The organism is Mesorhizobium qingshengii (genome assembly GCF_027563465.1).
In the GTDB taxonomy this organism is placed as follows: Bacteria; Pseudomonadota; Alphaproteobacteria; order Rhizobiales; family Rhizobiaceae; genus Mesorhizobium; species Mesorhizobium qingshengii_A.
This window is the reverse complement of record NZ_JAPFQA010000003.1, coordinates 435,553-461,408: the sequence shown is the minus strand read 5'-3', so window position 1 is coordinate 461,408 and position 25,856 is coordinate 435,553. Positions and strand designations below refer to the sequence as shown.

Genomic DNA, 25,856 nt, shown 5'->3' with positions numbered 1-25,856 from the left:
GGCCGACAATGCCGCCAAGGGCCTCAGGCTGCGCAGGCAGTTCGGCCGGGGCGGCACCGAGATCGGCGTGGCGCGGGCCACCGAACTGAAGAACCGGGAAAAGCTCGCCCCCTCCACCATCCGCCGCATGGTCAGCTACTTCGCCCGCCACGAGGTCGACAAGCGCGGCAGGAACTACGGCAACGAGGCGAACCCGTCGGCAGGCTACATCGCCTGGCTTTTGTGGGGCGGCGACGAGGGCCGCGCCTGGGCGCTCGATCTCAAGCGGAAGATCGGCAACGCACCGGATATCTAGGGAAAAGATCGCGCATGAAGGCGGGTCCCGAAACCCCGCCCCGGAACCCGCCGCGGAGGGGCCGACACATGCCGGTGCAGCCTCCTCCTGTGCCCAGCCGATCGACGATCCCGGATCGGCTGAATTGGTGTCATGACGTTGCGTTAGCATGGGCCGGCCGCCGCCTATGTGAAGCGGCTCACAATGCGCTGGCGGTTTCCGCTCGGCGGCGGGAAAAACGGCCGGCGCCAATCGACAGGAAGCGGCCGGGCCCTAGCCTTCCCAGGCGACCGGCGTCATCCCCAGCCGTTCATAGAGCCGGACGGCGGCGGCGTTCTCCACCGTGTTGGTCTTCAGGTCGACACACTCGGCGCCGCGTTCGCGAAAGGTGGCGAAGGTGTGCCACATCAGCGCCTCGGCGATGCCCTTGCCGCGCGCCTCGGGGTGAACGGCAAGGTCCTTGACGAAGGCGCGCGACCAGCACAGCGCCGCCGCCGCAAGCCGGCCCTTGGCGTCGATGACCAGGAAGCACAGCGCCGGATCGAATTCAGGGTCGTTGGCGACACGCGGCCACCACTCCTCGAACGGGCCATCGGTGCCGTCGTCGAACACTTCGGTCAGCAGCGCATGCAAGGCCGGCGCGTCACCGGGCTCGAAGCGGCGCATGACGAAGCCCTCGGGCCAGTGCGGCGGAACCAGCGTCTCGTCGAGGATCTTGCGCAGCCGGATGTCGTTCGGGGCCGGCGGACGCGGTTCGGGCATCGCGCTCAGGCGTCGGGCTGCGGACGCCGCTTGCGGTCGGTGCCGAGGCCGGTCGCCTCGAGCAGGCCCTTGCGCTTGGCGTCGAAGTAATAGCCGGTCTGGTAGAGCCAGTCGGCGCGCTTGGCGTTGCCGCCCGACACCAGCCAGGCGCCGCGCAGATATTTCACTGCGTATTTCAAATTGGTCTCGGCGTCGAACAGGCCCTTGGCCGGCCCGTCATAGCCCATGCCGCGCGCCGTCGCGTGCTTGATCTGCATCAGCCCCCAATGGCCATTGTTGTAGGCTTTCGGGTTGAAGGTACTCTCGCGGTTGACGACATGGCGCACCAGGTCCGCCGGCACCTGGTAGAGCGCGGCGTATTTGACGATCAGCCGGTCGACGTCGCCGCGCATGCCGGTCGCATGCTCTTCTTCGGCCGGACCAACCGGCGCGGCCGGGAACTGCACCAGGGCAGCCGGGTTGTGCGGCACGACATAGGCCGCCTGCTGCACGCCGGGCATCATCGACGCCTGGGACACCGTGCCGCCGGCGAGCGGGGGCAGCTTGCCCGGGGCCGGCGTGACGCCGGCGATGGCATAGGCGGTCGCGGCCGTGGCGTTGGTCTTGACCACGGCTGGCGCCGCGTTGGCGGTCATCACCGCGGGCACGGCGGGCGCCGCCGGGGTCGATCCGGCAAAGGCGGCGGTCGCGGCCGCCGCCGGCTGGGCGGCGGGATCGAATGCCGGCGCGGCGGGGCCAGCCGACAGATCGGCCGTCTGCACGGGGGCAATGCCGGATGATTCCGGCAGCACCGAAACCGTCTCCGGCAAAGGAATGGTGAAGCCGGCGTCGGCGCCCGCGGCGGTCGCGGTTTCGGTAAGGGCAGGCGCGGACTTCATCTGCGAGGTTGACGTGCAGCCGCTGAGGCCGGCAGCGGCGACGATGACGCCGATCGCGAAAAGATTGAGTTTTGCTGGCAAGCCGCGCTCGGGTCCGGTTCGTCGGGTCGTTAAGAAATCCCTTACACCAGCGATTCCCGGCGGGCAATTGGGGCCATCAGGTGGTTTTCGGGTGGCGAGACCCGGGGTCTGATGCCATATTGTTCCTGATATGTACCGGCACGAATCCCGGTTTTCGCCGCTTTGCGGAAAGGAGCGCATCATGGAAACGGCATCTTCGATCACAGCTGGCCACGCAGTGTTAGAAACAGTGATCGGTTTCATGGGCATCGCCTGGAGCGAAAAGGGCCTGATCCGGCTCTGCCTGCCCGAACGCAGCCGCGAAGCGGTGGAGCGGCGGCTGATGCGCCATGCCGGCGTTTCAGCCTCGACGGCCCAGCCGCCATGGGTGGTCGAACTCATCGCGTCGATCAAGGCCTATGCGGCGGGCGAGGATGTCGACTTCACCGGCGTGCCGGTCGATCTCGCCGGCGTCGACGATTTCCGCCTCGCCATCTATGACGCGGCGCGAAAACTCGCCTTTGGCGAAACCACCACCTATGGCGAACTGGCCAGGACCGCCGGCCATGCCGGGCTCGCCCGCGAAACCGGGGCAGCACTTGGTGCCAATCCGGTGCCGCTGGTCATCCCTTGCCATCGCATCCTTGCCGCCGGCGGCAAGATCGGCGGCTTCTCGGCGCCCGGCGGCTCCGTCACCAAGGAAAAGATGCTGGCCATGGAAGGCGTGCGCGTCGGCCCGCCGCCGCCGGCGCAGGTTTCCTTCGGGTTTTGACGCAAGGCGCGTCCGCACAAGGTGTCTAGTTGTTGTGGAAGAACCGCCGGCGGAAATGCCGCTCATTGTCCGGCCGCTTGCAGGTGTAGACCGGACAGGACTTCGTATCGGCGCTCGGCACGTAGGCGCGCGTCCTCACCTCGCCCATGGTGCAGAATTGCTGGCTCTGCACATAGCGGTCGTAGAGCGGCAGTCCCGGCACCCGCGTCGACTGGTAGCGCAGGATGACGGCGCCCTGCCGCGCGATCGTCGCCTGAACCTTGCCGCAGCTCATGTGCGTGGGGTCGTAGCGCGAGATCGCCTGCGCCTGTGCGGCCACCAGCGTCATGCAGGCGGCTAGCAGAATGGTCTTCATGGTCCTCTCCCCAAACCCTGATCCGCTGCCCGAAAACGGCGCGATCCGTGGCAACGGTTTCACCAGATTGGGGCGGCCATTGGGCGGCGCCAAGATCACGGCTTTCTCACGCAGTCTTGTTTTTTACGCGAAAGCAGCCTATATGCGTTCCATTGATATTTCGGCCGATCGATCCGGGCCTCGCGATCTTCGCGTTTGCTGACGTCTATCTCCAAAATCTCGATGCACACCGGCTGGACTCGGTCTGGTCAAACTAAAGCAAATGTTGAAGGACTATCTAAAATGGCAACTGGAACGGTCAAGTGGTTCAACGCCACCAAGGGCTTCGGCTTCATTCAGCCTGACGCGGGCGGCGCGGACGTTTTCGTCCACATCTCCGCAGTCGAGCGTGCTGGACTGTCGACCCTGGTCGAAGGCCAGAAGATCAACTTCGAGATCGAGCAGGACCGCCGCACTGGCAAGTCGTCCGCTGGATCTCTGAGCAAGGCAGCCTGATTTTGCGAATGGCGCGCGCCGGGCGAGAGCCCGGGGCGCGCGGCAAGTCACGGATGTACTGACGGTCGCGCGAGAAGCGCGCCGGAGCGGAAAGACCCGACAAGCTGGATCAGCAGATAGCTGCCAGCCCGGACCAGACGCTCCCGATCAGGCTACCGGAAATGGGAAGGCGGGATTTATCCCGCCTTTTTGTTTGTCTGGACCACAGCGTCCTTCTCCCCGTTCACGGGGAGAAGGACGCTGTGCTATCCCACCCACTCGATCGGCACGTGCCCTGGATCCGCCTCCACCCTCTTCAGCCAGGCGGCGACCGCCGGATAGGCGTCGAGCTGGAAGCCGCCCTGCTCCGCCGTATGCGTATAGGCATAGAGCGCGATGTCGGCGACGCTGAACGCGCCGCCGGCGAAGAAGGCATTGTCTTGCAGATGCTTGTTCATCACGCCGAGCGCCTTGTTGCCACGCTCCAGCGTCACCGCCAGCCGCTCCGGCGTCGCGTCCCTGGCTCGTTCGGGGAAAGTCAGCAGCGCCTTGCGCACGGCAATGTAGGGCTCGTGGCTGTATTGCTCGAAGAACAGCCACTGATAGGCCAGCCCGCGTTGATACTTGTCCGCCGGCAGGAACCGTGTGCCTTCGGCGAGATAGAGCAGGATGGCGTTGGATTCGGCCAGCCGCCGGCCATCGTCGAGTTCGAGCAGCGGCACCATGGCGTTCGGATTCTTGGCGACAAACTCTGCTTTTCGCGTCTCGCCGGTATGCGAGCTCACCTCGACATTGGTGAAGTCGAGGCCGAGCTTGGCCATCAGCAGGCGCGGCTTGTAGCAATTGCCGCTGTCGATCATGCCGTAGAGTATCATTGCCGTTTCCCGAAGCGCTTTTCCTGGCGCGATTATCGCAGCGGCGGCAGCCGCAACCAGTGATTTGTTTTGGCGCGACCATCAGTGGCGCTGATGTGTGGGGAACTCGTGCACGCCAACGATTGGCGAAAGTGCCGATGACGGCGTCGTTCTCCTCGTTTACGGGGAGAAGATGGCGGGTCCTGATAGGTCGCGCCGCCCCTCATCGCCCTGCCGGGCATTTCTCCCCGTAAACGGTAGGGCGATCGCATATGGATTCTTACGAAGATAGACCCCCACCCTAACCCTCCCCACAAGGGGGAGGGAATGCTGCCGCGCGCTCTTGCTCGGCGTAAAAACGTCGGCAATCTGCCGATGTCAGCGCCAACGGAAGTCTCCCTCCCCCTTGTGGGGAGGGGTTAGGGGTGGGGGTAAATCGCAGAGCGAAAGCCCCGGCCGCCTATATGCGATAGCCCTGCCGTAAACGGGGAGAAGGACGCTCTCGCCCTAGCCGAACAGCGGAATGACCTTGCTGTCCCTGCCGAGCAGCGTGTCGACGGACAGCGGCTTTTCCTCGAAGACCGTTCCGGCCAGAGCGGGGCGGGCCAGGTGATAGCCTTGCAGCAGGTCGACGCCGCCTTCCAGCGCGACGCGCAGATGGGTCGGGTTCTCGATGCCTTCGACCAGCACCTTGGCGCCACGGTCGTGCAAGGTGGAAACCAGCGGGCGGAAGAACCGCTCGGCGGCGGCGTGGCGGCAGAACTCAGCGAACCAGGTGCCGTCGATCTTGACGATATCGGGATTGAGCAGGCTCACCCGCTCCTCGGTCGAGTGCCCGGTGCCGAAATCGTCGATGGCGATGCGGATGCCGTCGCGCCGCATTTCGCGCACCAGCCGGCTGAGAAGCGCGTCGTCGGCCGACTGTTCGGTGATTTCGCAGACCAGCATGGCGGGGGCGAGGCCGAAGTCACCGAGATGCCTGGTCATCAACCGGATCTCGGCCAGCGCCCGTCCGGGATGGTCGTTGATCAGCGGGTTGTAGTTGAAGAACAGATCGAGCCCTTCGACGCCGATGTTGCGGAAATTTCGCAGATGCAACACCCGGCACATGGTCTCGACAAACAGCCGATCCGAAGCGGCAACGCCATCGAAGAACACCCGCGCCGCACTGGGCCGGCCGGCACGGTGCGGCTCGATGAGGGCCTCGACCGCCACGGCGTGAAGGAAGCGGCCGCGCGGCGCGAAGATCGGCTGATAGGCGCTGCGCAGCCGGAATTCGCCATGGATGCCGTACTCGATGCCGACTTCATCGACCTGGATCGCATCGTCGACATTGCGCCGCCGCCCCAGCCTCATGTCGCCACCCTGCGCCCGAACGCTTTGGCCGGCCGCGCCGAATGCGCTGCCGTCGCGGGAGGCGTGTCGCCGGCAGCGGCGGGAGCGGGTGCCTGCCTGTTCTTGTCGAAGACGCGAAAACTGGTCGGCGCCAGCTCGGGCCGCGCCAGCACGAAACCCTGCACCATCGAGGCTCCCGATTTCTCGGCGAGCTCCAGCTGCCATGCCTCCTCGATGCCCTCGAACACCGTGTGGATGCCTTGTTCCTCGAAGCTTTTCACCATGGTGGTCAAGAGCGCGAAACCGGCGCCGGATTCCATGAGCTGCGTGATCCAGGTGGCATCGAACTTGACGATATCGGGCTTCAGTTCCTTGATGCGGTTGATATCGGAATCATCGGCGCCATAGTCGTCGACAGCGATGCGAAAGCCGTTGGCTTTGAGTGCCGCGACGAAGCTGTGCAGGGTTTCCTGCGATTCCGACCTCTGCTCGGTCACTTCGCAGACGACACGGCGTGGATCGATGCCCGCCTCGTGCAGCACCAGCCGCATTTCGCGCAGGGCCTTGTCGGCGACACTGCGTTCGGTGAACACCGACGGGTCGAAATTGATGAAGATCGACGCCTCCTGCGGCAGGCAGGCGCCGGCGTTCAGCAGATGCAGCGTCCTGGTCAGCGCCTCGACATGCAGGCGGTCGGCGGACGGGCAGGTGCTGAAGAAATTCATCGGCGATAGCGGCTCGCCGTCGCGGAACGGTCTGATCAGCCCTTCGAAAGCGACCACCGCAAGCTTGCCTTCCTTGAAGGCGAAGATCGGCTGGAAGGCGCTTTGCAGCGTGTAGATGCCCCAGACACCGGTGGAGGTGCCGTCGTCCTGACGGATGATGTGGGCAAGCCCGATGCTGCGCGACACGGTTCCTCGCTCCGCGATTGGATTGCCATCCTGCCACTCAAGCCTCTACCGCCCGTTAATGAATTTATTGTTGCCGATCACGGGCCCTTGAGATCTGGATCAGCCGACAATGCTTGCACTGCGCGAAATCATGGGACATGAGAAGCGCCGCGGCCGATCCTGGCCGTGCCGATCCTCTGTTGGAGACGTTCAAGGTCATGGCCTTCCTTGCCGACACCCTTTCCCGCGTGAAGCCTTCCGCCACCATCGCGGTGACGCAGAAAGCGCGCGAGCTGAAAAATGCCGGCCGTGACATTATCGGGCTGGGCGCCGGCGAGCCGGATTTCGACACGCCCGACAACATCAAGAATGCGGCGATCGAGGCGATCCGCCGTGGCGAGACGAAGTATCCGCCGGTTTCGGGCATCGCGCCGCTGCGTGAGGCGATCGCCAGGAAATTCAAGCGCGAGAACAATCTCGACTACAAGCCCGAGCAGACCATCGTCGGCACCGGCGGCAAGCAGATCCTGTTCAACGCCTTCATGGCGACGCTGAACCCTGGCGACGAGGTCATCATCCCCCGCCCCTACTGGGTCAGCTACCCCGAAATGGTGGCGATCTGCGGCGGCACGTCGGTGTTTGCCGACACCTCGATCGACAATGGCTTCAAGCTGACCGCCGAAGTGCTGGAAAAGGCGATCACGCCGAAAACTAAATGGCTGCTGATGAACTCGCCGTCGAACCCGTCGGGCGCTGCCTACACCGAGGCCGAACTGCGCGCTCTGGCCGATGTGCTGCTGAAGCATCCGCATGTCTGGACGCTGACCGACGACATGTACGAGCACCTGACCTATGGCGACTTCGTCTTCAAGACCATCGCCGAGGTCGAGCCCAGGCTCTATGACCGCACGTTGACCATGAACGGCGTGTCGAAGGCCTATGCGATGACCGGCTGGCGCATCGGCTATGCGGCCGGCCCGGTCCAGCTGATCAAGGCGATGGACATGATCCAGGGCCAGCAGACCTCCGGCGCCTGCACCATCGCGCAATGGGCGTCGGTGGAAGCGCTCAACGGCCCACAGGACTTCATCGCCAGGAACAAGGCGATCTTTCAAGGGAGGCGCGACCTCGTCGTCTCCATGCTCAACCAGGCGCGCGGCATCACCTGCCCGTCGCCGGAAGGCGCCTTCTATGTCTATCCGTCCTGCGCCCAGTTGATCGGCAAGCAGACCAGGGCCGGCAAGGTGATCGACACCGACGAGGCCTTCTGCTCGGAACTGCTCGAGGCCGAGGGCGTCGCAGTGGTGTTCGGCTCGGCCTTCGGCCTCGGCCCGAACTTCCGCATCTCCTACGCCACCTCGGAGGCGCTGCTGGAGGAAGCCTGCACGCGCATCCAGCGCTTCACCGCATCACTGACCTGACCAGGCCAATCTCCTCGCAAAGAACCCGGCTCAACGCCGGGTTTTTTGTGAGCTCGGCTCGGGGCACTCAGCCGCCATATTGCGCTGACGTCACCGCTTCCAGCCAGTCGGCATGGACACCGTCCAGCGCCTCCTGCATGGCGATGTGCGTCATCGCCGATTTCGGCGCCGCGCCATGCCAGTGCTTTTCGCCAGGCGCGAACGAGATGACGTCGCCCGCCCTGATCTCCTGGATCGCCTCTCCCCATGTCTGGGCAAGGCCGGCGCCTGACGTGACATAGAGCGTCTGGCCAAGCGGATGCGTGTGCCAATGGGTGCGCGCGCCCGGCTCGAAGCTGACCAGCGTGGCCCGCAGCCGCGCCGGCGCCTCCTTCTCGATGATCGGCGTCTGCAGCACCCGGCCGGTGAAGTATTTTTCCGGCGCTATGATCGTCGGCACGCTGCCACAGGCAATGATCTTCATGGTCAGTGGGTCCTTGATCTGGTGGCGGACTGGCGGCGGAAAGCCGCCTCTCCTGGCATTGGCGCGAGCCGGCACTTTCCTCCGATATGCCGCGCCGTGCAACTGCCATCGGCCTTCGCCGCTGCCCTGCCGGTCTCCACACCAAGCTTCTTAACCATGAACGTTGGATCGCCGGCACGGGTGGCCAAATTGCTGGCCAGGCGTGTCTGCCTCAAGGGCTTTTTAACGGCTGCCCACTAGCCCTTTGCCGGCGGATGCAGGGGGCGATGCGATGAGCATATTGGCGACGATCAAGGACCATAGCGGCCGGATCTACCGTGGCATCCAGTCCTTGCTCCTGATCAGCATCGGCGCCGCGTTGCTCGACGCGGTCGAGATGTCGGAAAATCTGCCCTCCGGCGGCGCCTTTGTGATCTCGGTCCTCGCCACCAGCCTGGCTTTGCTGGCACTGATGTACATGCGCAGCAGCGTCGTCCACAGCCTGAAATCCGCGGCCGCCGCCGAGGCCGAAAAGCATCACTTCCTGACCAGGGACGCGATGACGGGGGCGATGACCCGCCGCTATTTCCTCGAAGCGCTGGGCAACAGCCTGGGCACCATGCGCGATCGGCGCGATGCGGCCCTGCTGCTGATCGACCTCGACCATTTCAAGCAGCTCAACGACACGTTCGGGCATCAGTTCGGCGACCGCACCCTGGCGCATCTCGTCAAGACCGCCGAGCGCATCTTTGCCGGCGGCATGGTCGGTCGGCTCGGCGGCGACGAATTCGGCGTCATCATTCCGCACGGTGATCTCACCGCCATCAACAAGGATGTGCGGCAACTGCTGGACGCCATGCGGGCCGGCAAATCCCATGAAGGCAGGACCATTCCGCTCTCCATTTCGGTCGGCGTCGCGCTGGCGCCGACACATGCGTCGAACACGACGGAACTGATGCTGGTTGCCGACCTGGCGCTTTACGAAAGCAAGGCGGCGGGCCGTGGCCGCGTCACCGTGTTCGACGAGGAGATGCTGTCCGACAAGCGCTACCGCCGGCTGGTCGAGCGGGAATTGCGCGCCGCGGTCTATCTCGGTGAGTTGGAGCTGCACTACCAGCCGATCGTCAACCCGGACGGTTCCACCCATGGCTTCGAAGGGCTGATCCGCTGGCGCCATCCGGTTCGCGGCCTGATCTCGCCGGCCGAATTCATTCCGATCGCCGAGCGCTCGACGCTGATCGATATGCTCGGCGAATGGGTGTTCAAGCGGGCTTGCGCCGATATCGGCCATTTCCCCGGTCGCAGCATCTCGATCAACGTCTCCGGCGAACAGCTGAAGCGCGACGAGATCGTCACCATGTGCGACCGCGTGCTGAAGGAAACTGGCCGCTCCGCGGCGCAATTCGTCATCGAGATCACCGAGACGGTCGCGACCGCCGCCACGCCCGAAATCCTGCGGCGCCTCGAAGCATTGCGCGGCCTCGGCTTCCACATCGCGCTCGACGATTTCGGCACCGGCCATTGCGGCTTCAACTATCTGAAGACCTTGCCCATCGACTGCATCAAGATCGACCGTTCCTACATCCGCAGCCTCGCCCATGACCAGGTGGCGCAGATCTTCGTTTCGGCGCTCGCCCAGATCGCGCGCATCCAGGATGTCACCATCGTCGCCGAGGGTGTCGAGACGCAAGAAGAGTTCGCTCTCGCCAGAGCTGCCGGCTGCAATCGTTTCCAGGGCTATTTCATCGGCAGGCCGATGCCGCGCGACAAGGTTGGTCCCTTGCGCACAGCCAAGACAGGCCAGTTCGCACTGAGCGCCTGAGCCGCGTGGCACAGCGCCGTATTTTCTATTTTTCTTGCCCTGCCGGCAAACAAGTGGGACGATGCCTTCAGGTGGAGGCAATCAAAAAGAACCCCGCCCGCGACGGTCGAACAGGCCGGCCGCCGCTCAGGACCGATTGACCCCGCCTGAACCATGAAATGCCAGTCGGTCCCCAGGGAAACGCCTGAGTGGAGGTCAGTCATGGGTACTCGCGCCGGAGGACGACGCACGGGACCGAAATGCATTGCCATAGTCGGTCCCTTCGCAAGCGGTAAGACGACACTTCTCGAAGCCATATTGGCCCGCACGGGCGCCATTCCCCGCCAGAACCCGGTTTCCTCGGGCAACACCGTTTCAGACCATTCGCCGGAGGCGCGCGCCCACGCCATGAGCGTCGAGGCGACCTTCGCCACCACCGAATTCATGGGCGAGCAGATCACCTTCGTCGACTGTCCCGGCTCCATCGAATTCTCCTTCGAGGCCGAGCCGGTGCTGGCCGCATGCGACCTCGCGGTGGTCGTGGCCGAGGCCGACGAAAAGAAGATCCCGGCGCTGCAACTGATCATGCGCAAGCTCGACGATCTCGGCGTGCCGCGCATCCTGTTCCTCAACAAGGTCGACAAGGCGATCGCCGGCGTGCGCGACACGCTGAAGATGCTGCAGCCGGCAAGTGCGGTCCCTTTGCTGCTGCGCCAGATTCCGCTGCGCAAGGATGGCGTCGTCATCGGCTCGATCGATCTGGCGCTGGAGCGCGCCTATATCTATCGCGAATATGCCGAGAGCGAAATTGCGCAGATACCGGGCGACGACAAGGCGCGCGAGCTCGAAGCGCGCTTCTCCATGCTGGAAACCCTTGCCGACCATGACGACCAGCTGATGGAACAGCTGCTCGAAGAAATCGAGCCGCCCAAGGATGCGATCTTCGACGACCTCGCCGCCGATCTGCGCGACGGCGCGGTGACGCCGGTGCTGATCGGCACCGCCGAAAAGGGCAATGGCGTGCTGCGCCTCCTGAAGGCAATCCGCCACGACGCTCCCGACATCGAGGCGACCCGCAAGCGGCTCGGCGCACCGGATGGCAGCGCCACCGTGGTTCAGGTGATGAAGACCATTCACACACCGCATGGCGGCAAGCTGTCGGTGTCGCGCATCCTGTCCGGCCAGGTCGTCGACGGTTCCGAGCTCTGGCTGCCCAGCGGTGACACGGCGAAGGTCTCCGGCATCTACAGGATGCTCGGCAAGGACCAGTCCAAGCTCACCACCGCCAAGGCTGGCGATACGGTGGCGCTCGGCAAGCTGGATGAGGTCAAGACCGGCCAGACGCTGACCTCGGCCAAGGGCGGCACCAAACAGCTGTTCGATGCCGAGCCGCCGCAGCCGGTCTTCGCCTTCGCGCTGCGCCCCAAGGAGCGCAAGGATGAGGTGAAGATGTCCGCCGCCATCCAGCGGCTGGCCGAGGAAGACCCTTCGCTCAGTCTGCGCCACAACCAGGACTCGGCCGAGACCGTGCTGTCGGGCCATGGCGAGATGCATCTGCGTGTCGTGCGCGAGCGGCTGGAAGGCAAGAACCAGATTCCGGTCGAAGGCCACGCCCCGGCGGTGCCCTACCGCGAGACGATCCGCAAAACGGCGCAGCAGCGCGGGCGCCACAAGAAGCAGTCCGGCGGCCATGGCCAGTTCGGCGATGTGGTGATCGAGATCAAACCTCTGCCGCGCGGCTCCGGCTTCCAGTTCACCGACACCATCACCGGCGGCGTCGTGCCGAAGACCTATATCCAGTCGGTCGAGACTGGCGTGCGCGACTATTTGAAGTCCGGCCCGCTCGGCTTCCCGGTGGTCGATGTCGCCGTCAACCTGTCGGATGGCTCCTATCACGCGGTCGATTCCTCCGACATGGCCTTCCAGATGGCGGCCAGGCTGGCGATGAAGGAAGGCATGGCCGCCTGCTCGCCGGTGCTTCTGGAACCGGTGATGAAGGTCGAGATCGTCACCCCATCCGACGCGACCTCGAAGATCATCGCGCTGATCCCGCAGCGGCGCGGCCAGATCCTTGGCTATGACGCGCGGCCTGGCTGGCCGGGGTGGGATGTCGTCGAGGCAACCATGCCGCAAGCCGAGATCGGCGACCTGATCATCGAATTGCGCTCGGCGACAGCGGGCGTCGCCAGTTACCGCGCCGCCTTCGACCACATGGCAGAACTTACCGGTCGCCTTGCCGACGAGGCGATGAACGCCAGCGGCAAGGCTGCCTGATCCTGTCGCCACGCCGCCTGCCCCCTCGAACCTCGGTTCGAGGGGGCAACGCCTGTCGCCCCAAAGTGCGCAGCGGTCTTGCGACAACGAGATGCATGAAAACAAAAGTTTAAGGCGAGTCGACTGAACCTGTCTCGGCGCGACGCGCCTTGAATGAAAACGACGCCCAGCGGAAACCGGACGTCGTTTTATCGCGGACCGTTTTCCTGGGAGGTAAAAACGGCAGGTCCGCCGCACCTGGTGCCGCCAAGCTTCGGCGGAAGAATGGTTGGGACGCGGTAGCCGCCTGAGCCCGGGCCCGTCCGAGTGATGCCCCCATCTCCCGTCCGAACCACACCGCGTCCTATGATCTGCATAGCACGCGACCAGCGCCCGCGACATGTTACCAGAGGTTACATGTCACTGTTACGTGGCAATTCTGTTGGACTTTTCAGCGGTGCCGACAGGACGCAGGCAACAAAAAAGCCGGATCAACGAAGATCCGGCTGAGTTTGATTGGAAGTGCCTGTTAAGGCTAACCTCCAGAGGGGAACACTCAAGGGCGCTAATGGGAGGAGAACGCGCCCCAGAGATGATCTACATATGTGCTCATCATGCCCAAGAAACAAGCATCTATTTTGCAACACACGCATGCAAAAAGACGCAGGCTGTGGTCTAACCCAAAACTGGCGCCAATAGGACCAGCAAAAATCCCGAAACGGAGCGCTGGACAGGACGATCATCACTACAGAATCGCAAATCACGACCGGTTTTTGCCCCAAAATGCCAAAACTTCGCAATGGCGTTGAATCGGGCAGCAGGCGTTCATTTCTCAGGCAATCAGGGAGGAAGCCCCAATGCGGACTTTTTCGGCGATCGCCGGCAGTGCGGCCTTCTTCATCGCGGCGCCTGGCGTGGTTGCCGGTCTGGTACCTTGGCTGCTGACCGATCGCTGGAGGCTGCCATGGTCGAGGCTGCCGGGCCTTGTCCCGATTGGCGGGCTGCTGATCGTCGCGGCGGTAGCGGTGCTGCTCCACGCCTTCGCCCGCTTCGCGCTTGAGGGGCTGGGCACGCCCGCGCCGGTGGCGCCGACCGAGAAGCTGGTGATCGGCGGCATCTACCGCCATGTCCGCAACCCGATGTATATCGCTGTGCTGTCGATCATCCTGGGCCAGGCGCTGCTTTTCTTGAGCTGGACGCTCGCCGCCTATGCAGTCATTGCGGCTGCGGTCATGACCTCCTTCGTGAGGTTCTACGAAGAGCCGACGCTTGCCCGTCGCTACGGCTCCGAATACGAAACCTATCGCCGTGCCGTGCCCGGCTGGCTGCCACGCTTGACGCCATGGCGGGGCTGAGCTGAAGAAAAGCAGCAGCGCCGTTTGAGGGCATGTCGGGCTTTCAGGTCAGGCCGGCATCATCTGAACAGCGACACGCCCTCAGAACGACCAGCTTCTGGCCTTCGCAATGATAAAATCCCGGAACACATGCAGCTTGGCCTGGTTCTTCATCGCGTCGGGATAGGCGAAATAGGTGTCGAAGGACGGCACCTCGGTCTCCGGCAGCAACTGCACCAAGCCGGAATCCTTGCTGATCACATAGTCGGGCAGCATGGCGATGCCGGCTCCGCCCTCCACGGCACGCTTGATCGACAATATGTCGTTGATCTGCAGCGTCGGCACTCTTTGCCCGCCTTCGAAATCGCCGACCGTCTCCAGCCAGTTCAGCTCCGACAGATGCGACGGCACCGGCACGCCGAAGGTGACGATGCGATGGTTCTTCAGCTCGGCGACCGAAGCCGGCTTGCCGTATTTGGCCACATAGGAGGGAGCCGCGTAAAGGTGGAAATGCACGGTGAACAGGCGGCGCTGGATGAGGTCCGGCTGCTGCGGCTGGCGCAGCCGGATAGCGCAATCGGCCTGGCGCATGGTGAGGTCGAGTTCCTCATTGGCGAGGATCAGTTGCAGGCTGATTTCAGGATAGAGTTCGATGAATTCCTGCACGCGCTCGGTCAGCCAGCCAGCACCCAGCCCGACCGTCGTCGTCACCCTGAGCACGCCCGAGGGACGGTCCTTGGTCTCGGTCAGCCGCGACTTGATCGTTTCGAGCTTCATCAGCACGTCATGCGCCGTGCGGAACAGCATTTCGCCCTGTTCGGTCAGCACCAGGCCGCGGGCATGGCGGTTGAACAGCGGCACGCCGACATCATGCTCGAGCGCGCTGACCTGCCGCGAGATCGCCGATTGCGACAAATGCAAAGTCTCGGCCGCATGGGTAAACGACCCCGCTTCCGCCGCAGCGTGAAACACGCGTAGCTTGTCCCAATCCAACGCCATGATACCCCTCGTTCTGTTTTTGGCGTCTGAATGAAAAATCAGGCTTTTACACGGCGTCTCTCAGCCGTTTTCTGAACTCTCTACTCCGCCGCTTCGCGGTGCACCTCGATGCCGGCCAGATACTTTTCCGCCTCGAGCGCGGCCATGCAGCCGAGTCCCGCCGCCGTCACCGCCTGGCGGTAGACATCGTCGGTGACGTCGCCGGCCGCGAACACGCCGGGCACATCGGTGCGGGTCGAATCCGGTGCCGTCCACAGATAGCCGTTGGGCTTCTGCTTCAGCTTGCCGACGAACAGCTCGACCGCCGGCGCGTGGCCGATCGCCACGAACACGCCGTCGACCTTGAGATGCGTTTCGACGCCGGTCACCGCATTGCGCAGTTTCAGCCCTTCGACCGAGGGCGGCAGCGGCGCCTTGCCGGGGCGGCCGGTGATCTCGTCGACCACAGTGTCCCAGATGACGCGGACATTGTCCTTCTTCAGCAGCCGTTCGCGCAGGATGCGCTCGGCGCGGAAGTCGCTGCGCCGATGGATGACCGTGACGCTCCTGGCGAGATTCGACAGATAGAGCGCTTCTTCCACCGCCGAATTGCCGCCGCCGATCACGGCGACATCCTTGCCGCGATAGAAGAAACCGTCGCAGGTGGCGCAGGCCGAGACGCCGAAGCCCATGAAGGTCTGCTCGGTCGGGATGCCCAGCCATTTGGCTTGCGCGCCGGTGGCGATGATCAGCGCATCGGCGGTGTAGGTGGTGCCGGAATCGCCCTTGGCGCGGAACGGCCGTACGTTGAGGTCGACCTCGGTGATGATGTCGTTGATGATGTCGGTGCCGACATGCTCGGCCTGCTTCAGCATCTGCTCCATCAGCCAGGGACCCTGGATGGGGTCGGCGAAACCGGGATAGTTCTCGACGTCGGTGGTGATCATCAGCTGGCCGCCCTGCTGCAGGCCGGCCACCAGCATCGGCTTCAGCATGGCGCGGGCAGCATAGACCGCCGCCGTATAGCCGGCCGGGCCGGAACCGATGATGAGAACGGGCGCGTGCTTGGTGGTCATCTGGAAGCCTCTGCGGAGGACTGCCGGCAATTGCGGCATGGAAAACTCGTCGATATCGCGCGTAATGTAAGTGTTGCCTGCGACGCCAGCAAGGCAAGTTGGCGTTCGTCCCCGGAAAGCTTTGTCGCACCCTGTCTCCCGCCTTGATCCTCCGAAATATTCCGGGCGAGGGATGGAATGGACAGCGAAGTCGTTTAATTACAAAATCACGCAAGATTCTTTCGTGATGCTCCTGACTTCTCGAGAACCCTCATGCCGCTCAAGGCCGACCTCGACGCCATCGACTGGAAGATCCTGCGCGAGCTCCAGGCCGATGGGCGCATGACGAATGTCGAACTGTCGAACCGCGTCGGCATTTCGGCGCCGCCCTGCCTGCGCCGCGTCAAGCGACTGGAGGAAACCGGCATCATTCGCGGCTACCGCGCGCTGCTCAACGCGCCGGCGCTCGGCCTCGATGTCGTCGCCTTCTGCCTGGTCGGGCTGCATCACCAGTCCGATGCCGAGTTGCGCACCTTTGCCGAGCGCACGCGCGGCTGGCCGATCGTGCGCGACGCCTGGATGGTGTCGGGCGAATCCGATTTCCTGCTGCATTGCGTGGCAAGCGACCTCGGCGCCTTCCAGACCTTCGTCATCGAGGAACTGACTTCTACCCCGAATGTCGACACGGTGCGCACCGCGCTCACCATCCGCCGGGTCAAGGACGAAGGGCTGGTCTCGTTCGAGCGGCCTTGAGACCGGTCGAACCGCCGGCGCGCGAGCCGGTGTGAATTCCGGCGTTTCGCCACACCGGCGCCGCGTTGGTATCCGACAGACGCTCGTGTAGAAGGCTGGATGGCGCTGTCCGGCTTGCCGCCTGATCGGTTTCCTAAAGCAATTCCAGGAAAACTGTGTAACGGTTTTCCGTCCGGAATTGCGTAAGGATAGGTGGCGCAAGCAGCGTAGATTCCGCGGACAATCCGCCATGGGAAGGGGACCATGACTCGATTTGCAAGCCCGGTCTCGGCGCTTATTATCTGCGTGAACGAGGCCGACATGATCGGCCCATGCCTGGAAAGCATCGACTTCTGCGCCGAGATCATCATCGTCGATTCCGGTTCGACGGACGGCACCATCGAATGCGTGCAAAGCTACATCGCCAGGGGCTACCCGATAAGGCTGTTGCACAATGACTGGCCGGGTTTTCCTCGTCAGAGGCAATTCGCGCTCGAACACGCCACCCAGCCCTGGTGTCTTTCGATCGATCCCGACGAGCGGGTCGACGACCGGCTGCGGCAGTCAATCATCACCGCGACGCGGACAGCGAGCGACAGCATGGGCGGATGGTACATCCGCCGCCGCGATTGGCTGAAGGGCTACGGCTACGCGCATCGCTGGGTGCTGCACAACAGGCTGCTGCGACTTTTTCGCCGCGAAGGCGCCACCCTGGATCTGAGCGCTCGCGTGCATGAATCCTTCGGCGTGCCGGGCGAGACCAGCACGATCGAGAGCGGCGTCTTGCTGCATCGCCGCGAAATATCGGTCGAGGAGGACCTTGCCCGCGCCAACGCTTACTCCAGCCTCAAGGTTGCGACGCTGGTCGACAGGGGCAAGAAACCGGGCCTTGTACGGCTGGTCTTGTCGCCGCTCGGCAACTTCCTGAAGTTCTACCTGGCCAAGCGCTACTTCCTGTGCGGCCGGCATGGTTTCATCTACTCGATGTCGGTGATGATTTATTCCTATGCCACCGAGGCCAAACTGTATGAAGCTTCGCAAGGCAACGATCCGGCTTGAGCCGTCAGGCCGGGTCCTGATCGGTTAGTCCGGCGCCCGAACGAGCGTTTCGATGGCGGCAAGCAGGCCGCCGAGGTCGCTGCTGCCGCGCAAGGGCCTGATGGCAAAGCCGGACTGAACCGCCGCCTCGCCATCGACCAGCCAGCCTTGCGCGAGGCCGGCGCGCCGCCCTGCCTGCATGTCGGCCAGCTTGTCGCCGACGATCAGGGATCGCCGCAGATCGAGGTCTAGGCGCTTCGCCGCCTCGATCAGCATCCCCGGATTGGGCTTGCGCATCGGATGGTCGGCAAGGGCGAGCGGTCCGACGCCCGCCTCGTGGTAGGCACAGGCAAGCACCATGTCGACGAACACGCTCTGGTCGCGCAACAGTTCGAGCACGCGGCCGTTCACGTCGGCGAAGACACTCCAGCCGAAATAGCCGCGCGCAATGCCGGACTGGTTGGTGACCACGACAACCGGGATGCCGGCCCGGTTGGCGGCTGCGATCGTTGGCACGATATCGTCGCGCAGCACGATCTCATCCGGGTTGCTGGGGTAGTCGGTATCGACATTGATGGTGCCGTCACGGTCGAGGAACAGCGCCGGCAGGCGCCCCGGGAAAACCCGGTCACCGATCCGCTCGACCCATACGCCCGGCTCGGTCAGCGGGTGCGCCGTCCCGAACTTGTCAGCCATTGCTGAGGCGCGCTTCGACCACCTCGCATAGATGGTGGTAGAGGCACAGATGCCCTTGCTGGATGATCGGCGTCGAGGTCGACGGCACGTTGAGCAGGATGTCGCACAGCGGCTTGAGCTTGCCGCCGGTGTCGCCGGTCAGTCCGATAACCGTCATATCCATCATTCGCGCCTGTTCGGCGGCGGCCAGGATGCTCGGCGAATTGCCGCTGGTCGAGATCGCCAGCAACACGCCGCCCGCCGAGCCATGCGCCTCGACCTGGCGCGAAAACACGGTGTCGAAGCCGTAGTCATTGCCCCAGGCGGTCAGCACGGAGGCATTGGCCGGCAGCGCGATGACATTGTAGGCCTTGCGCTCCTTGAGAAAGCGGCCGACCAGTTCGCCGGCGATGTGGATGGCATCGCTGGCCGAGCCGCCATTGCCGCAGATCAGGAAGGCTTTCCCCGACGAAAGCGCCGTTACGACGGCGCTCACCGCCCGCTCCATCTCGCTGGTCAGGTCGCGCTCGACCATGGCGTCGATGGCAGCCGCCGAGCGGACCAGATAATCGTTCAGTTCAGACATGAAAACCTCAGTTTGTGGTGCCGCCGGCGCGCAGTTTGCCGATCGTGCTGGTGGTGCTCTTGCCGGCGACGAGATCGACCAGCACGACGCGCCCGCCGGCCTTCTGCACCACATCGGCGCCGACCACGGTGTCGATCGTATAGTCGGCGCCCTTGACCAGTATGTCGGGCAGCAAGGCTTCGATCAGCGCCAGCGGCGTGTCCTCATCGAACACCACGACCGCATCGACCGAGGCCAGGGCTGCAAGCACGCAGGCGCGATCATGCTGGTCGTTGACCGGCCGCCCCGCGCCCTTCAGCCGTCGTACCGAGGCATCGCTGTTGAGGCCGAGCACCAGCCGGTCGCACTGGCTGCGCGCCGCGTGCAGCAGGCTGACATGGCCGGCATGCAGGATGTCGAAGCAGCCATTGGTGAAGCCGACGCTCAGACCCTCTTCCTTCCATGCCGCCACCATGCGCGCGGCTGATGTGGCATCGAGGATGGCGTCCTTGTGGGCGGTCGGTCCGTGCGAGCGGAACAGCGCGCCGGTGAGTTCCTCGACCGTCAGCCGCGCGGTGCCGCGCTTTCCCACCACGACGCCGCCAGCGGCGTTAGCGATCGAGGCCGCCGCGACAGGATCGGCACCCGCCGCCAGCGCCAGCGCGAAGCTCGCGATCACCGTATCGCCGGCGCCCGAGACATCGAACACCTCACGCGCCTGGGTGGCGATGTGGCGCGCCTCGGTTGGGCCGATCACGCTCATGCCCTTTTCGCTGCGTGTCGCGACGACGAAGTCGAAGCCGTGCGCCGAAATCAGCTGGCGGGCCGCGGCCACGATCTCGTCGTCGGCAAACAGCGCATGGCCGACGGCCTCGCCAAGCTCCTTGCGATTGGGGGTGATGGCGGTTGCCCCGGCATAGCGCGCATAGTCGCGGCCTTTCGGGTCGACCAGCACCGGCTTGCCCGCCTCTCGGCAGATGGCGATCAGTTCGCCGGCGACGCCGTCGAGCAGGATGCCCTTGCCGTAGTCGGACAGGATGACAATGTCGGCACGCTTGAGTGCCGCGCGGAAATGGCCAACCAGGCCTGCCCGCTCCGCTTCGCCGAGCGGCTTGATCTCCTCCTCGTCGAAGCGCAGCACCTGCTGGTTGAGCGCGCTGAACCGGCTCTTCGACGACGTCATGCGGCCGCGCTCCTGCGCCAGGCCCGCCGTGTCGGCGCCAAGCTCGCCAAGCATTCGCATCAGGCTGTCGCCGGCCGCGTCGGTGCCGATCACCGACACCGGAATGGCACGAGCCCCAAGCGAGATGATGTTGGCCACGACATTGCCGGCGCCACCAATGGCCGAGGTTTCGCCGCGCCCGTGCAGCACGGGGATCGGCGCTTCCGGCGAGATCCGCTCGATCACGCCATTGACGAAACGGTCGAGGATCAGGTCACCGACCACCAGGACGGCGATATTGCCGAAGCGCGCAATGGCTCGGTGCAAGGGTTCGGGCGAAGGCGGATTGTGCTTGATCATGTCATCTGCAACGCGCTGGAAAACCCGTGTCTGGAATGTTTTGGGTCGGTTGGCGGGACCGGTCGTTTCATGGCGATGCCGATATACCGCAATTCAAGCCGGCGCAACGGCGGCTCGCCGCGTCAGCTCTTCTGCAAGGCGACGTGGACGCCGAGCCCGACCAGCACCGCGCCGCCGGCCCGCTGCATCAGGCGCTGTGCGCGGCTGGAGCGCCGCAGCCGGCCGATCACGGCGCCCGCCAGGAACACGCAGACGACATCCGCCGAGGAGAACATCAGATTGACGATGGTTCCGAGCACGACGAACTGCAGCCAGACCGGAAACGCCGCCGAGGCATCGATGAACTGCGGCAGGAATGCCATGAAGAAGATCGCTGTCTTCGGATTGAGCACCTCGACGGTGATGCTCTCGAAAAAGGCGCGACGGGCCGATTTCCGCTCGATCGCGGGCAGCGCCGCATCGCCATCCACGCGCTTGCGGAACAAGGAGATGCCGAGCCAGATCAGATAGAGCGCGCCGACCAGCTTGACCGCCATGTAGAGCGGCGGCACGGCGTGGAACAGCACCGACAACCCGGCGGCTGCCGCGAAGACATGCACATAGCCGCCGAGATGAATGCCAAGTGCTGCCGTCAGCCCCGACCAGCGGCCACGCGCCATCGTCTGCGCGGCGGCGTAGAGCATGGCCGGGCCAGGGATGTAGGCGAAGATCGCCGTGGTGGCGAAAAAAGCGATGAGCAGTTCGGTCGACGGCATTCTCTGTCCCTCACGATCGGCCGAGCCGGCGGGTCCCGACTGAGCGAAAGCTTTGCGGCGCCACTGTGGCGGCGGCTCCGGCGTTCGCGCCTGCTTTGTCGACAGCCCGGCCGGCGTCCCTTATAAGGACCGGAATCGCAGCCAACCAGAGGCCTTCATGATCATCGTCACGGGCGGCGCCGGCATGATCGGCTCAAACATCGTCGCCGCGCTCAATGCCGAAGGCCATGACGACATCCTGGTTGTCGACGACCTCACCGACGGCCACAAGATCGCCAATCTCGCTGATCTCAGCATCACCGACTATCTCGACAAGGACGATTTCCTGGCCCGTCTCGAAGCCGGCGAACTTGGCCGCATCGAGGCCGTCTTCCACCAGGGCGCCTGCTCGACCACCACCGAATGGAACGGCAAGTTCATGATGGAGGTGAATTACGCCTTCTCGAAGCGGCTGTTGCACGCCTGCCAGGCGTTGCGCGTACCCTTCCTCTACGCCTCCTCCGCTTCCGTCTACGGCGGCGGTTCCGAGTTTCGCGAGGACCCGGCGCTCGAGCGGCCGCTCAACGTCTACGCCTACTCCAAGAAGCTGTTCGACGACTATGTCAGGCGCACCGTCTTCGACACCGATCATTCGCAGGTCGCGGGCCTGCGCTATTTCAACGTCTATGGCCCGCGCGAGGCGCACAAGGGCGCCATGGCCTCGGTCGCCTTCCATCTGTTCAACCAGGTCGAACGGGGCGAGAATCCGAAACTGTTCGGTGCCTATGATGGCTTCGGACCGGGCGAGCAGAGCCGCGACTTCATCCATGTCGGCGATGTCGCCGACGTCAATCTGTGGCTGTGGAAACGCGGCTCGAACGGCATCTTCAATTGCGGCACCGGCCGCGCCCAGCCCTTCCGCGCCATCGCCGAGACGGTCATCGACACCCTCGGCAAAGGCGAGATCGAGTTCATCGAATTCCCCGATCACCTCAAGGGCAGCTACCAGAGCTTTACGCAAGCTGATATGTCCCGCTTGCGCGCGGCCGGTTACAATGGCCAATTTCGAACAGTGGAAACCGGCGTCAGAGACTATGTCGAATGGCTGAAAGCCCAACGATCCTCGTGATCGGCCCACGCTGGGTGGGCGACATGGTGATGGCGCAGTGCCTGTTCTCGGCGCTGAGAGAGCTGCATCCCAATGCCGCGATCGATGTGCTGGCGCCGGCCTGGGCCGCGCCGCTGGTCAAGCGCATGCCCGAAATACGCCAGCAGATCGATTTCCCGCTGAAACCCGGCGCGCTCGAATTCACCATTCGCCGTCGCTTCGGCCGCCTGCTGCGCGGCCGCTACGACATGGCCTATGTCCTGCCGGGAAGCTGGAAATCGGCGCTGATCCCGTTCTTTGCCCGCATTCCACGCCGTTTCGGCAATTTGCGCGAAATGCGCTATGGCCTGCTGACCGACATCGTGCCGCTGCCCGACAGCATCAAACGACGCACCGCGCAGGCCTATTTCGGCCTCGCCCAGGGCGGCAGTTTCCGGGCGCCCAGGCTAACCGTGGATACGAACAACCAGACCGCCTTGCTCGATCGTTTCGGACTGACGCCGCGGAAATTCGTGGCGCTTATGCCTGGTGCCGAGTTCGGCCCGGCCAAGCGCTGGCCGAGCGAAAGCTATGCCGGCCTTGCCCGCGGCTTCATGGCCAAGGGCTTCAAGGTCGCGCTGTTCGGCTCGAAGAACGACCGCGACGTGACGGCGGAGATCGCCGCACTCGCACCCGGAGTTGTCGACCTTGCCGGCCAGACGCGGCTGGAGGACGCCATCGACCTGATATCGGCGGCAAGGCTGGCGGTGTCCAACGACAGCGGGCTGATGCATGTCGCCGCCGCCGTTGGCACGCCGATCGTTGCCGTCTACGGCTCGACCTCGCCCAAAAATACGCCGCCGCTGGCGGAGCGCCGCGAACTGGTCTGGCTCGGCCTGTCCTGCTCTCCCTGCCACCAGAAGGTCTGCCCGCTCGGCCATCTCAACTGCCTGAAGACGCTTGAAGTCCGGCAGGTCGCGGCAGCGGCGGAACGCCTGCTGGAACTCCCGGCCGCGGCATGAAGGTCCTCATCGTCAAGACGTCGTCGATGGGCGATGTCATCCACACCTTTCCAGCCGTCGAGGATGCCCGCCTGAACCGGCCGGACGTGTCCTTCGACTGGTGTGTGGAAGAGGCATTCGCCGGCATCGTGGCGCTGCACCCGGCGATCGACAGGATTCATACGGTCGCCATCAGGCGCTGGCGCAAGGCCCTGTTCAGCGGCGGTACCTGGCGCGAGGCGGCCGCGCTGCGCCGATCCTTGCGCGAATGCCGCTACGACCTGGTCATCGATGCGCAGGGCCTGCTGAAATCGGCCCTGGTGGCGCGGCAGGCGGACGCGCCGATTGCCGGCTTCGACCGGTCGAGCGCGCGCGAACCTTCGGCCGCCTTGTTCTACGAATTCGGCTACGCCGTGCCGCGCGGCCTGCACGCCATCGAACGCACGAGGCGGTTGTTCGGGCTGGCGCTCGGCTATCAGGCTGATCTGTCGATGCTGGACTCCGGCATCGTACCACCGGCCGGCGACATCGCCGGCGTCAGCGGAAGAACCGCTTTCCTGCTGCACGGCACCAGCCGCGAGGACAAGAAATGGCCGGCCGGCGACTGGATCGAAATCGCACGCCTGCTGACTGGGAGGGGAATGATCCCGGTCACCACATGGTCGAACGAGCGTGAAAAAGCCGTGGCCGAAGCAATCGCCAAAGCCGTACCATCGACGATCGTGGTGCCGAAATCGCCGCTTGCCGAGATTGCCGGGATCATCGGACATTCGACGCTGGTGATCGGCGCCGACACCGGCCTCACCCACCTCGCCAGCGCCTTCGGCCTGCCGACGGTTGCGGTGTTCCTGGCGACGGAACCGGGTTTGACGGGTCCACGTGGGGCATACGCGTCGACGCTGCTGGCTTCGACAGCGGCGCGTGTGACGCCGGATGCGGTGGTGGCGGAAGTAGACAGACTACTGGAGCTTAAGGTCAGCGCCGCCGGCAACGATTAATTTATCCAATCAATTCAATCGGAAAGGTTAGCGCTGCCCCTCATCCGCCTGCCGGCATCTTCTCCCCGTATAGTGACGGGGAGAAGGGATCTGCGCGCTGCGCCAGCGCCCTTTTGCACCGTTGAAATTTGGCGAAACCATCGATGACAGCATCTTTCTCCCCGTCACTATACGGGGAGAAATGCCCGGCAGGGCAATGAGGGGCAGCGCAAACCTAGGCTTAAATAGCCCCCGCACGCAGTGCCCTAGATGAACTGCACCTGGACGATTTCGTAGCCCCTCGCACCACCGGGTGCGTTGACCTCGATGGCGTCGCCGACTTCCTTGCCGATGAGCGCCCGCGCGATCGGCGAGGAGATCGAGATGCGGCCTGACTTCACGTCTGCTTCCTGGTCGCCGACAATCCGGTAGGTCTTCTTTTCCTCGGTGTCCTCGTCGACGAGAACCACGGTGGCGCCGAACTTGACCTTGTCGCCGCTGAGCTTGCTGACGTCGATCACCTCGGCCCGCGCGATGAAATCCTCGAGCTCGTTGACGCGGCCTTCATTGAGGCTCTGCGCCTCCTTGGCGGCGTGGTATTCGGCATTTTCGGACAGGTCGCCATGCGAGCGCGCTTCGGAGATCGCCTCGATGATGCGCGGCCGCTCTTCCTGCTGGCGCCAACGCAGTTCTTCCTTCAATGACGCGAACCCCTCGCCTGTCATCGGGACCTTGTTCATGATGCCTGACCTTTCCTGCCGCCACCCCCGCGTTTCGGGGAAAGCCTTGTCGATGGGTACAAAAAGAAAACGGTCCGGCAGCCTCGGGCTAACGGAACCGTTTCACCGCAATTTTCCACAATATAGCAATCTTCGCGGGTTTTTCACGCCAAAAAATCAGTTTTGAAAAAATCGTCCGCTGCTTTCGCAAATGCCGTCACGGCGGATGCGGACCACGGACGGCCGGCAACAAAATTCCGGCCGCGAGCAATCGCGGCCGGATCAAGGAGCCCTGGGAGGCGAATCAGCCCCTCATGAAATGGTCGATCTGCTCAGCCAGCATGCCGTATTCGCGCGAACCCTTGCCGGTCCGCTTTTCGATCTCCGTCAACTGCTGCCGGGCGCCGGCGAGATCGCCGATCTGCAGATGCGCTTCACCGAGATACTCGCGCACCAGCGTGTAGTTGGGATCGATGCGCAGCGCTTCCTCGTAGTAGCCGAGGCCGACGGCAACGCGGCCGGAATGGCGGTGCGAATAGCCGAGATAGTTCAGGATGCGCGGATCCTGCTTGTTGGCGGCGAGGCTGAGCACGGCGATCGCCTCGTCATAGCGGCCGGCCATCGCCAGCGCATGTCCGGCATCATAGATGCTGTCGTCGTCCAGCATGCCTTCCTTGGGCGGCACGCATTTCTGCTTCTTCTTGTCCCAGACTTCCCCCTTTTTGCACTGGGTGGTGGTCTGGTCGCTGCCACCGCTGCTACTGCCAGCGGCGAATACGGGAACAGCAAGAAACTGTAGGGCGACGAGCGCGCTCGCCGCCTGGATGAGCATTCTTTTATGCATCGAAGCCTCCTGGAAGGTGTGACA

At 64.1% G+C, this 25,856-nt stretch carries 28 protein-coding genes; 13 read left to right on the top strand and 15 right to left on the bottom strand.

Annotation, left to right across the window (positions count from 1 at the left end; translation table 11 throughout):
• On the top strand, positions 1–295 hold a 295-nt coding region (locus OOJ09_RS11235), incomplete at its 5' end, for a hypothetical protein (RefSeq protein WP_269905275.1).
• 252 nt (positions 296–547) lie between these two features.
• Here the strand turns inward: OOJ09_RS11235 and OOJ09_RS11230 are convergent.
• Together OOJ09_RS11230 and OOJ09_RS11225 are read right to left on the bottom strand one after the other, a co-directional pair.
• Positions 548–1,036: a GNAT family N-acetyltransferase gene (locus OOJ09_RS11230; protein ID WP_269905274.1), complete on the bottom strand. Its 489-nt coding sequence runs from the start codon at positions 1,034–1,036 to the stop codon at positions 548–550.
• Between the two features lie 5 nt (positions 1,037–1,041).
• A complete protein-coding gene (locus OOJ09_RS11225; RefSeq protein ID WP_269905273.1) occupies positions 1,042–1,995 on the bottom strand; it encodes a lytic transglycosylase domain-containing protein in 954 nt (317 codons plus the stop codon).
• 181 nt (positions 1,996–2,176) lie between these two features.
• Between OOJ09_RS11225 and OOJ09_RS11220 the strand changes: the two genes are divergently transcribed.
• Positions 2,177–2,746, top strand: a complete 570-nt coding sequence (locus tag OOJ09_RS11220) for a methylated-DNA--[protein]-cysteine S-methyltransferase (protein ID WP_269905272.1) — start codon at positions 2,177–2,179, stop codon at positions 2,744–2,746.
• Between the two features lie 25 nt (positions 2,747–2,771).
• Here OOJ09_RS11220 and OOJ09_RS11215 read toward each other — a convergent pair whose 3' ends face one another.
• Positions 2,772–3,101: a hypothetical protein gene (locus tag OOJ09_RS11215; RefSeq protein WP_269905271.1), complete on the bottom strand. Its 330-nt coding sequence runs from the start codon at positions 3,099–3,101 to the stop codon at positions 2,772–2,774.
• Between OOJ09_RS11215 and OOJ09_RS11210 the strand changes: the two genes are divergently transcribed.
• Together OOJ09_RS11210 and OOJ09_RS11205 are read left to right on the top strand one after the other, a co-directional pair.
• Entirely contained in the window at positions 3,091–3,303 is a 213-nt protein-coding gene (locus tag OOJ09_RS11210; RefSeq protein WP_269905270.1) for a hypothetical protein, read from the top strand. The genes OOJ09_RS11215 and OOJ09_RS11210 overlap by 11 nt on opposite strands.
• Positions 3,304–3,383: 80 nt before the next feature.
• Positions 3,384–3,596: a cold-shock protein gene (locus OOJ09_RS11205; RefSeq protein WP_010910991.1), complete on the top strand. Its 213-nt coding sequence runs from the start codon at positions 3,384–3,386 to the stop codon at positions 3,594–3,596.
• 245 nt (positions 3,597–3,841) lie between these two features.
• On the opposite strand, the gene OOJ09_RS11200 is transcribed toward OOJ09_RS11205, so the two are convergent.
• From OOJ09_RS11200 to OOJ09_RS11190, 3 genes are all read right to left on the bottom strand, one after another.
• Positions 3,842–4,450 carry a glutathione S-transferase family protein gene (locus tag OOJ09_RS11200; protein ID WP_269905269.1) on the bottom strand — a complete coding sequence of 203 codons (609 nt, stop codon included), beginning with the start codon at positions 4,448–4,450 and terminating at the stop codon, positions 3,842–3,844.
• A 486-nt stretch (positions 4,451–4,936) separates the two neighbouring features.
• Entirely contained in the window at positions 4,937–5,785 is an 849-nt protein-coding gene (locus OOJ09_RS11195) for an EAL domain-containing protein (RefSeq protein ID WP_269905268.1), read from the bottom strand.
• A complete protein-coding gene (locus OOJ09_RS11190; RefSeq protein WP_269905267.1) occupies positions 5,782–6,675 on the bottom strand; it encodes an EAL domain-containing protein in 894 nt (297 codons plus the stop codon). The genes OOJ09_RS11195 and OOJ09_RS11190 overlap by 4 nt, the downstream gene beginning before the upstream one ends.
• Before the next feature lie 197 nt (positions 6,676–6,872).
• On the opposite strand from OOJ09_RS11190, the gene OOJ09_RS11185 reads away from it, so the two are divergent.
• On the top strand, positions 6,873–8,075 hold the full coding sequence (locus OOJ09_RS11185; RefSeq protein WP_269905287.1) for a pyridoxal phosphate-dependent aminotransferase: 1,203 nt from the start codon (positions 6,873–6,875) through the stop codon (positions 8,073–8,075).
• 67 nt (positions 8,076–8,142) lie between these two features.
• On the opposite strand, the gene OOJ09_RS11180 is transcribed toward OOJ09_RS11185, so the two are convergent.
• Entirely contained in the window at positions 8,143–8,538 is a 396-nt protein-coding gene (locus tag OOJ09_RS11180; protein WP_269905266.1) for a cupin domain-containing protein, read from the bottom strand.
• 271 nt (positions 8,539–8,809) lie between these two features.
• Between OOJ09_RS11180 and OOJ09_RS11175 the strand changes: the two genes are divergently transcribed.
• The 3 genes from OOJ09_RS11175 (at position 8,810) to OOJ09_RS11165 (ending at position 13,926) form a co-directional block, all read left to right on the top strand.
• Complete coding sequence (locus OOJ09_RS11175) at positions 8,810–10,339, top strand: putative bifunctional diguanylate cyclase/phosphodiesterase (RefSeq protein WP_269905265.1); 1,530 nt, start codon at positions 8,810–8,812, stop codon at positions 10,337–10,339.
• Between the two features lie 201 nt (positions 10,340–10,540).
• Positions 10,541–12,592, top strand: a complete 2,052-nt coding sequence (locus OOJ09_RS11170; RefSeq protein WP_269905264.1) for an elongation factor G — start codon at positions 10,541–10,543, stop codon at positions 12,590–12,592.
• 836 nt (positions 12,593–13,428) lie between these two features.
• On the top strand, positions 13,429–13,926 hold the full coding sequence (locus OOJ09_RS11165; protein WP_269905263.1) for a methyltransferase family protein: 498 nt from the start codon (positions 13,429–13,431) through the stop codon (positions 13,924–13,926).
• Between the two features lie 81 nt (positions 13,927–14,007).
• On the opposite strand, the gene OOJ09_RS11160 is transcribed toward OOJ09_RS11165, so the two are convergent.
• Together OOJ09_RS11160 and trxB are read right to left on the bottom strand one after the other, a co-directional pair.
• Positions 14,008–14,904: a LysR family transcriptional regulator gene (locus tag OOJ09_RS11160; RefSeq protein WP_269905262.1), complete on the bottom strand. Its 897-nt coding sequence runs from the start codon at positions 14,902–14,904 to the stop codon at positions 14,008–14,010.
• Positions 14,905–14,984: 80 nt separating this feature from the next.
• Positions 14,985–15,959, bottom strand: coding sequence for a thioredoxin-disulfide reductase (gene trxB, locus OOJ09_RS11155; protein ID WP_269905261.1), 975 nt, complete (start codon positions 15,957–15,959; stop codon positions 14,985–14,987).
• 252 nt (positions 15,960–16,211) lie between these two features.
• Between trxB and OOJ09_RS11150 the strand changes: the two genes are divergently transcribed.
• Both OOJ09_RS11150 and OOJ09_RS11145 read left to right on the top strand, forming a co-directional pair.
• Entirely contained in the window at positions 16,212–16,691 is a 480-nt protein-coding gene (locus OOJ09_RS11150; RefSeq protein ID WP_269905260.1) for an Lrp/AsnC family transcriptional regulator, read from the top strand.
• Between the two features lie 243 nt (positions 16,692–16,934).
• Positions 16,935–17,729: a glycosyltransferase family 2 protein gene (locus OOJ09_RS11145; protein ID WP_269905259.1), complete on the top strand. Its 795-nt coding sequence runs from the start codon at positions 16,935–16,937 to the stop codon at positions 17,727–17,729.
• Between the two features lie 24 nt (positions 17,730–17,753).
• Here OOJ09_RS11145 and gmhB read toward each other — a convergent pair whose 3' ends face one another.
• The 4 genes from gmhB to OOJ09_RS11125 form a co-directional block, all read right to left on the bottom strand.
• Positions 17,754–18,404: a D-glycero-beta-D-manno-heptose 1,7-bisphosphate 7-phosphatase gene (gene gmhB, locus OOJ09_RS11140; RefSeq protein WP_269905258.1), complete on the bottom strand. Its 651-nt coding sequence runs from the start codon at positions 18,402–18,404 to the stop codon at positions 17,754–17,756.
• Complete coding sequence (locus OOJ09_RS11135; protein ID WP_269905257.1) at positions 18,397–18,969, bottom strand: D-sedoheptulose-7-phosphate isomerase; 573 nt, start codon at positions 18,967–18,969, stop codon at positions 18,397–18,399. The genes gmhB and OOJ09_RS11135 overlap by 8 nt, the downstream gene beginning before the upstream one ends.
• A 7-nt stretch (positions 18,970–18,976) precedes the next feature.
• Entirely contained in the window at positions 18,977–20,470 is a 1,494-nt protein-coding gene (gene rfaE1, locus OOJ09_RS11130; RefSeq protein ID WP_269905256.1) for a D-glycero-beta-D-manno-heptose-7-phosphate kinase, read from the bottom strand.
• A 122-nt stretch (positions 20,471–20,592) separates the two neighbouring features.
• Positions 20,593–21,225 (bottom strand): LysE family translocator, encoded by a 633-nt coding sequence (locus OOJ09_RS11125; protein ID WP_269905255.1) that lies wholly within the window; start codon positions 21,223–21,225, stop codon positions 20,593–20,595.
• 157 nt (positions 21,226–21,382) lie between these two features.
• On the opposite strand from OOJ09_RS11125, the gene rfaD reads away from it, so the two are divergent.
• Genes rfaD through waaC form a run of 3 tightly spaced genes read left to right on the top strand, consistent with a single transcriptional unit; the run spans position 21,383 to position 24,290 of the window.
• Entirely contained in the window at positions 21,383–22,333 is a 951-nt protein-coding gene (gene rfaD / locus OOJ09_RS11120) for an ADP-glyceromanno-heptose 6-epimerase (RefSeq protein WP_269905254.1), read from the top strand.
• The gene (gene waaF / locus OOJ09_RS11115; protein WP_269905253.1) at positions 22,306–23,313 is read left to right on the top strand and encodes a lipopolysaccharide heptosyltransferase II; all 1,008 of its coding nucleotides are present in this window, start codon (positions 22,306–22,308) and stop codon (positions 23,311–23,313) included. Before rfaD ends, waaF begins: the two co-directional genes overlap by 28 nt.
• The gene (waaC, locus tag OOJ09_RS11110; RefSeq protein WP_269905252.1) at positions 23,310–24,290 is read left to right on the top strand and encodes a lipopolysaccharide heptosyltransferase I; all 981 of its coding nucleotides are present in this window, start codon (positions 23,310–23,312) and stop codon (positions 24,288–24,290) included. Before waaF ends, waaC begins: the two co-directional genes overlap by 4 nt.
• Positions 24,291–24,535: 245 nt before the next feature.
• Here the strand turns inward: waaC and greA are convergent, their stop codons facing one another.
• Both greA and OOJ09_RS11100 read right to left on the bottom strand, forming a co-directional pair.
• Positions 24,536–25,009 (bottom strand): transcription elongation factor GreA, encoded by a 474-nt coding sequence (greA, locus tag OOJ09_RS11105; protein WP_091579255.1) that lies wholly within the window; start codon positions 25,007–25,009, stop codon positions 24,536–24,538.
• A gap of 283 nt (positions 25,010–25,292) precedes the next feature.
• Positions 25,293–25,832, bottom strand: a complete 540-nt coding sequence (locus OOJ09_RS11100) for a tetratricopeptide repeat protein (protein WP_269905251.1) — start codon at positions 25,830–25,832, stop codon at positions 25,293–25,295.
• Positions 25,833–25,856 lie beyond the last annotated feature (24 nt).

Bases quoted from the DNA above. Each gene is read 5' to 3' on its own strand.
- OOJ09_RS11230 (WP_269905274.1), bottom strand. From the start codon at position 1,036: ATGCCCGAACCGCGTCCGCCGGCCCCGAACGACATCCGGCTGCGCAAG.
- OOJ09_RS11220 (WP_269905272.1), top strand. From the start codon at position 2,177: ATGGAAACGGCATCTTCGATCACAGCTGGCCACGCAGTGTTAGAAACA.
- OOJ09_RS11210 (WP_269905270.1), top strand. From the start codon at position 3,091: ATGGTCTTCATGGTCCTCTCCCCAAACCCTGATCCGCTGCCCGAAAAC.
- OOJ09_RS11215 (WP_269905271.1), bottom strand. From the start codon at position 3,101: ATGAAGACCATTCTGCTAGCCGCCTGCATGACGCTGGTGGCCGCACAG.
- OOJ09_RS11205 (WP_010910991.1), top strand. From the start codon at position 3,384: ATGGCAACTGGAACGGTCAAGTGGTTCAACGCCACCAAGGGCTTCGGC.
- OOJ09_RS11200 (WP_269905269.1), bottom strand. From the start codon at position 4,450: ATGATACTCTACGGCATGATCGACAGCGGCAATTGCTACAAGCCGCGC.
- OOJ09_RS11195 (WP_269905268.1), bottom strand. From the start codon at position 5,785: ATGAGGCTGGGGCGGCGGCGCAATGTCGACGATGCGATCCAGGTCGAT.
- OOJ09_RS11185 (WP_269905287.1), top strand. From the start codon at position 6,873: ATGGCCTTCCTTGCCGACACCCTTTCCCGCGTGAAGCCTTCCGCCACC.
- OOJ09_RS11180 (WP_269905266.1), bottom strand. From the start codon at position 8,538: ATGAAGATCATTGCCTGTGGCAGCGTGCCGACGATCATAGCGCCGGAA.
- OOJ09_RS11175 (WP_269905265.1), top strand. From the start codon at position 8,810: ATGAGCATATTGGCGACGATCAAGGACCATAGCGGCCGGATCTACCGT.
- OOJ09_RS11170 (WP_269905264.1), top strand. From the start codon at position 10,541: ATGGGTACTCGCGCCGGAGGACGACGCACGGGACCGAAATGCATTGCC.
- OOJ09_RS11165 (WP_269905263.1), top strand. From the start codon at position 13,429: ATGCGGACTTTTTCGGCGATCGCCGGCAGTGCGGCCTTCTTCATCGCG.
- OOJ09_RS11160 (WP_269905262.1), bottom strand. From the start codon at position 14,904: ATGGCGTTGGATTGGGACAAGCTACGCGTGTTTCACGCTGCGGCGGAA.
- trxB (WP_269905261.1), bottom strand. From the start codon at position 15,959: ATGACCACCAAGCACGCGCCCGTTCTCATCATCGGTTCCGGCCCGGCC.
- OOJ09_RS11150 (WP_269905260.1), top strand. From the start codon at position 16,212: ATGCCGCTCAAGGCCGACCTCGACGCCATCGACTGGAAGATCCTGCGC.
- OOJ09_RS11145 (WP_269905259.1), top strand. From the start codon at position 16,935: ATGACTCGATTTGCAAGCCCGGTCTCGGCGCTTATTATCTGCGTGAAC.
- gmhB (WP_269905258.1), bottom strand. From the start codon at position 18,404: ATGGCTGACAAGTTCGGGACGGCGCACCCGCTGACCGAGCCGGGCGTA.
- OOJ09_RS11135 (WP_269905257.1), bottom strand. From the start codon at position 18,969: ATGTCTGAACTGAACGATTATCTGGTCCGCTCGGCGGCTGCCATCGAC.
- rfaE1 (WP_269905256.1), bottom strand. From the start codon at position 20,470: ATGATCAAGCACAATCCGCCTTCGCCCGAACCCTTGCACCGAGCCATT.
- OOJ09_RS11125 (WP_269905255.1), bottom strand. From the start codon at position 21,225: ATGCCGTCGACCGAACTGCTCATCGCTTTTTTCGCCACCACGGCGATC.
- rfaD (WP_269905254.1), top strand. From the start codon at position 21,383: ATGATCATCGTCACGGGCGGCGCCGGCATGATCGGCTCAAACATCGTC.
- waaF (WP_269905253.1), top strand. From the start codon at position 22,306: ATGGCTGAAAGCCCAACGATCCTCGTGATCGGCCCACGCTGGGTGGGC.
- waaC (WP_269905252.1), top strand. From the start codon at position 23,310: ATGAAGGTCCTCATCGTCAAGACGTCGTCGATGGGCGATGTCATCCAC.
- greA (WP_091579255.1), bottom strand. From the start codon at position 25,009: ATGAACAAGGTCCCGATGACAGGCGAGGGGTTCGCGTCATTGAAGGAA.
- OOJ09_RS11100 (WP_269905251.1), bottom strand. From the start codon at position 25,832: ATGCATAAAAGAATGCTCATCCAGGCGGCGAGCGCGCTCGTCGCCCTA.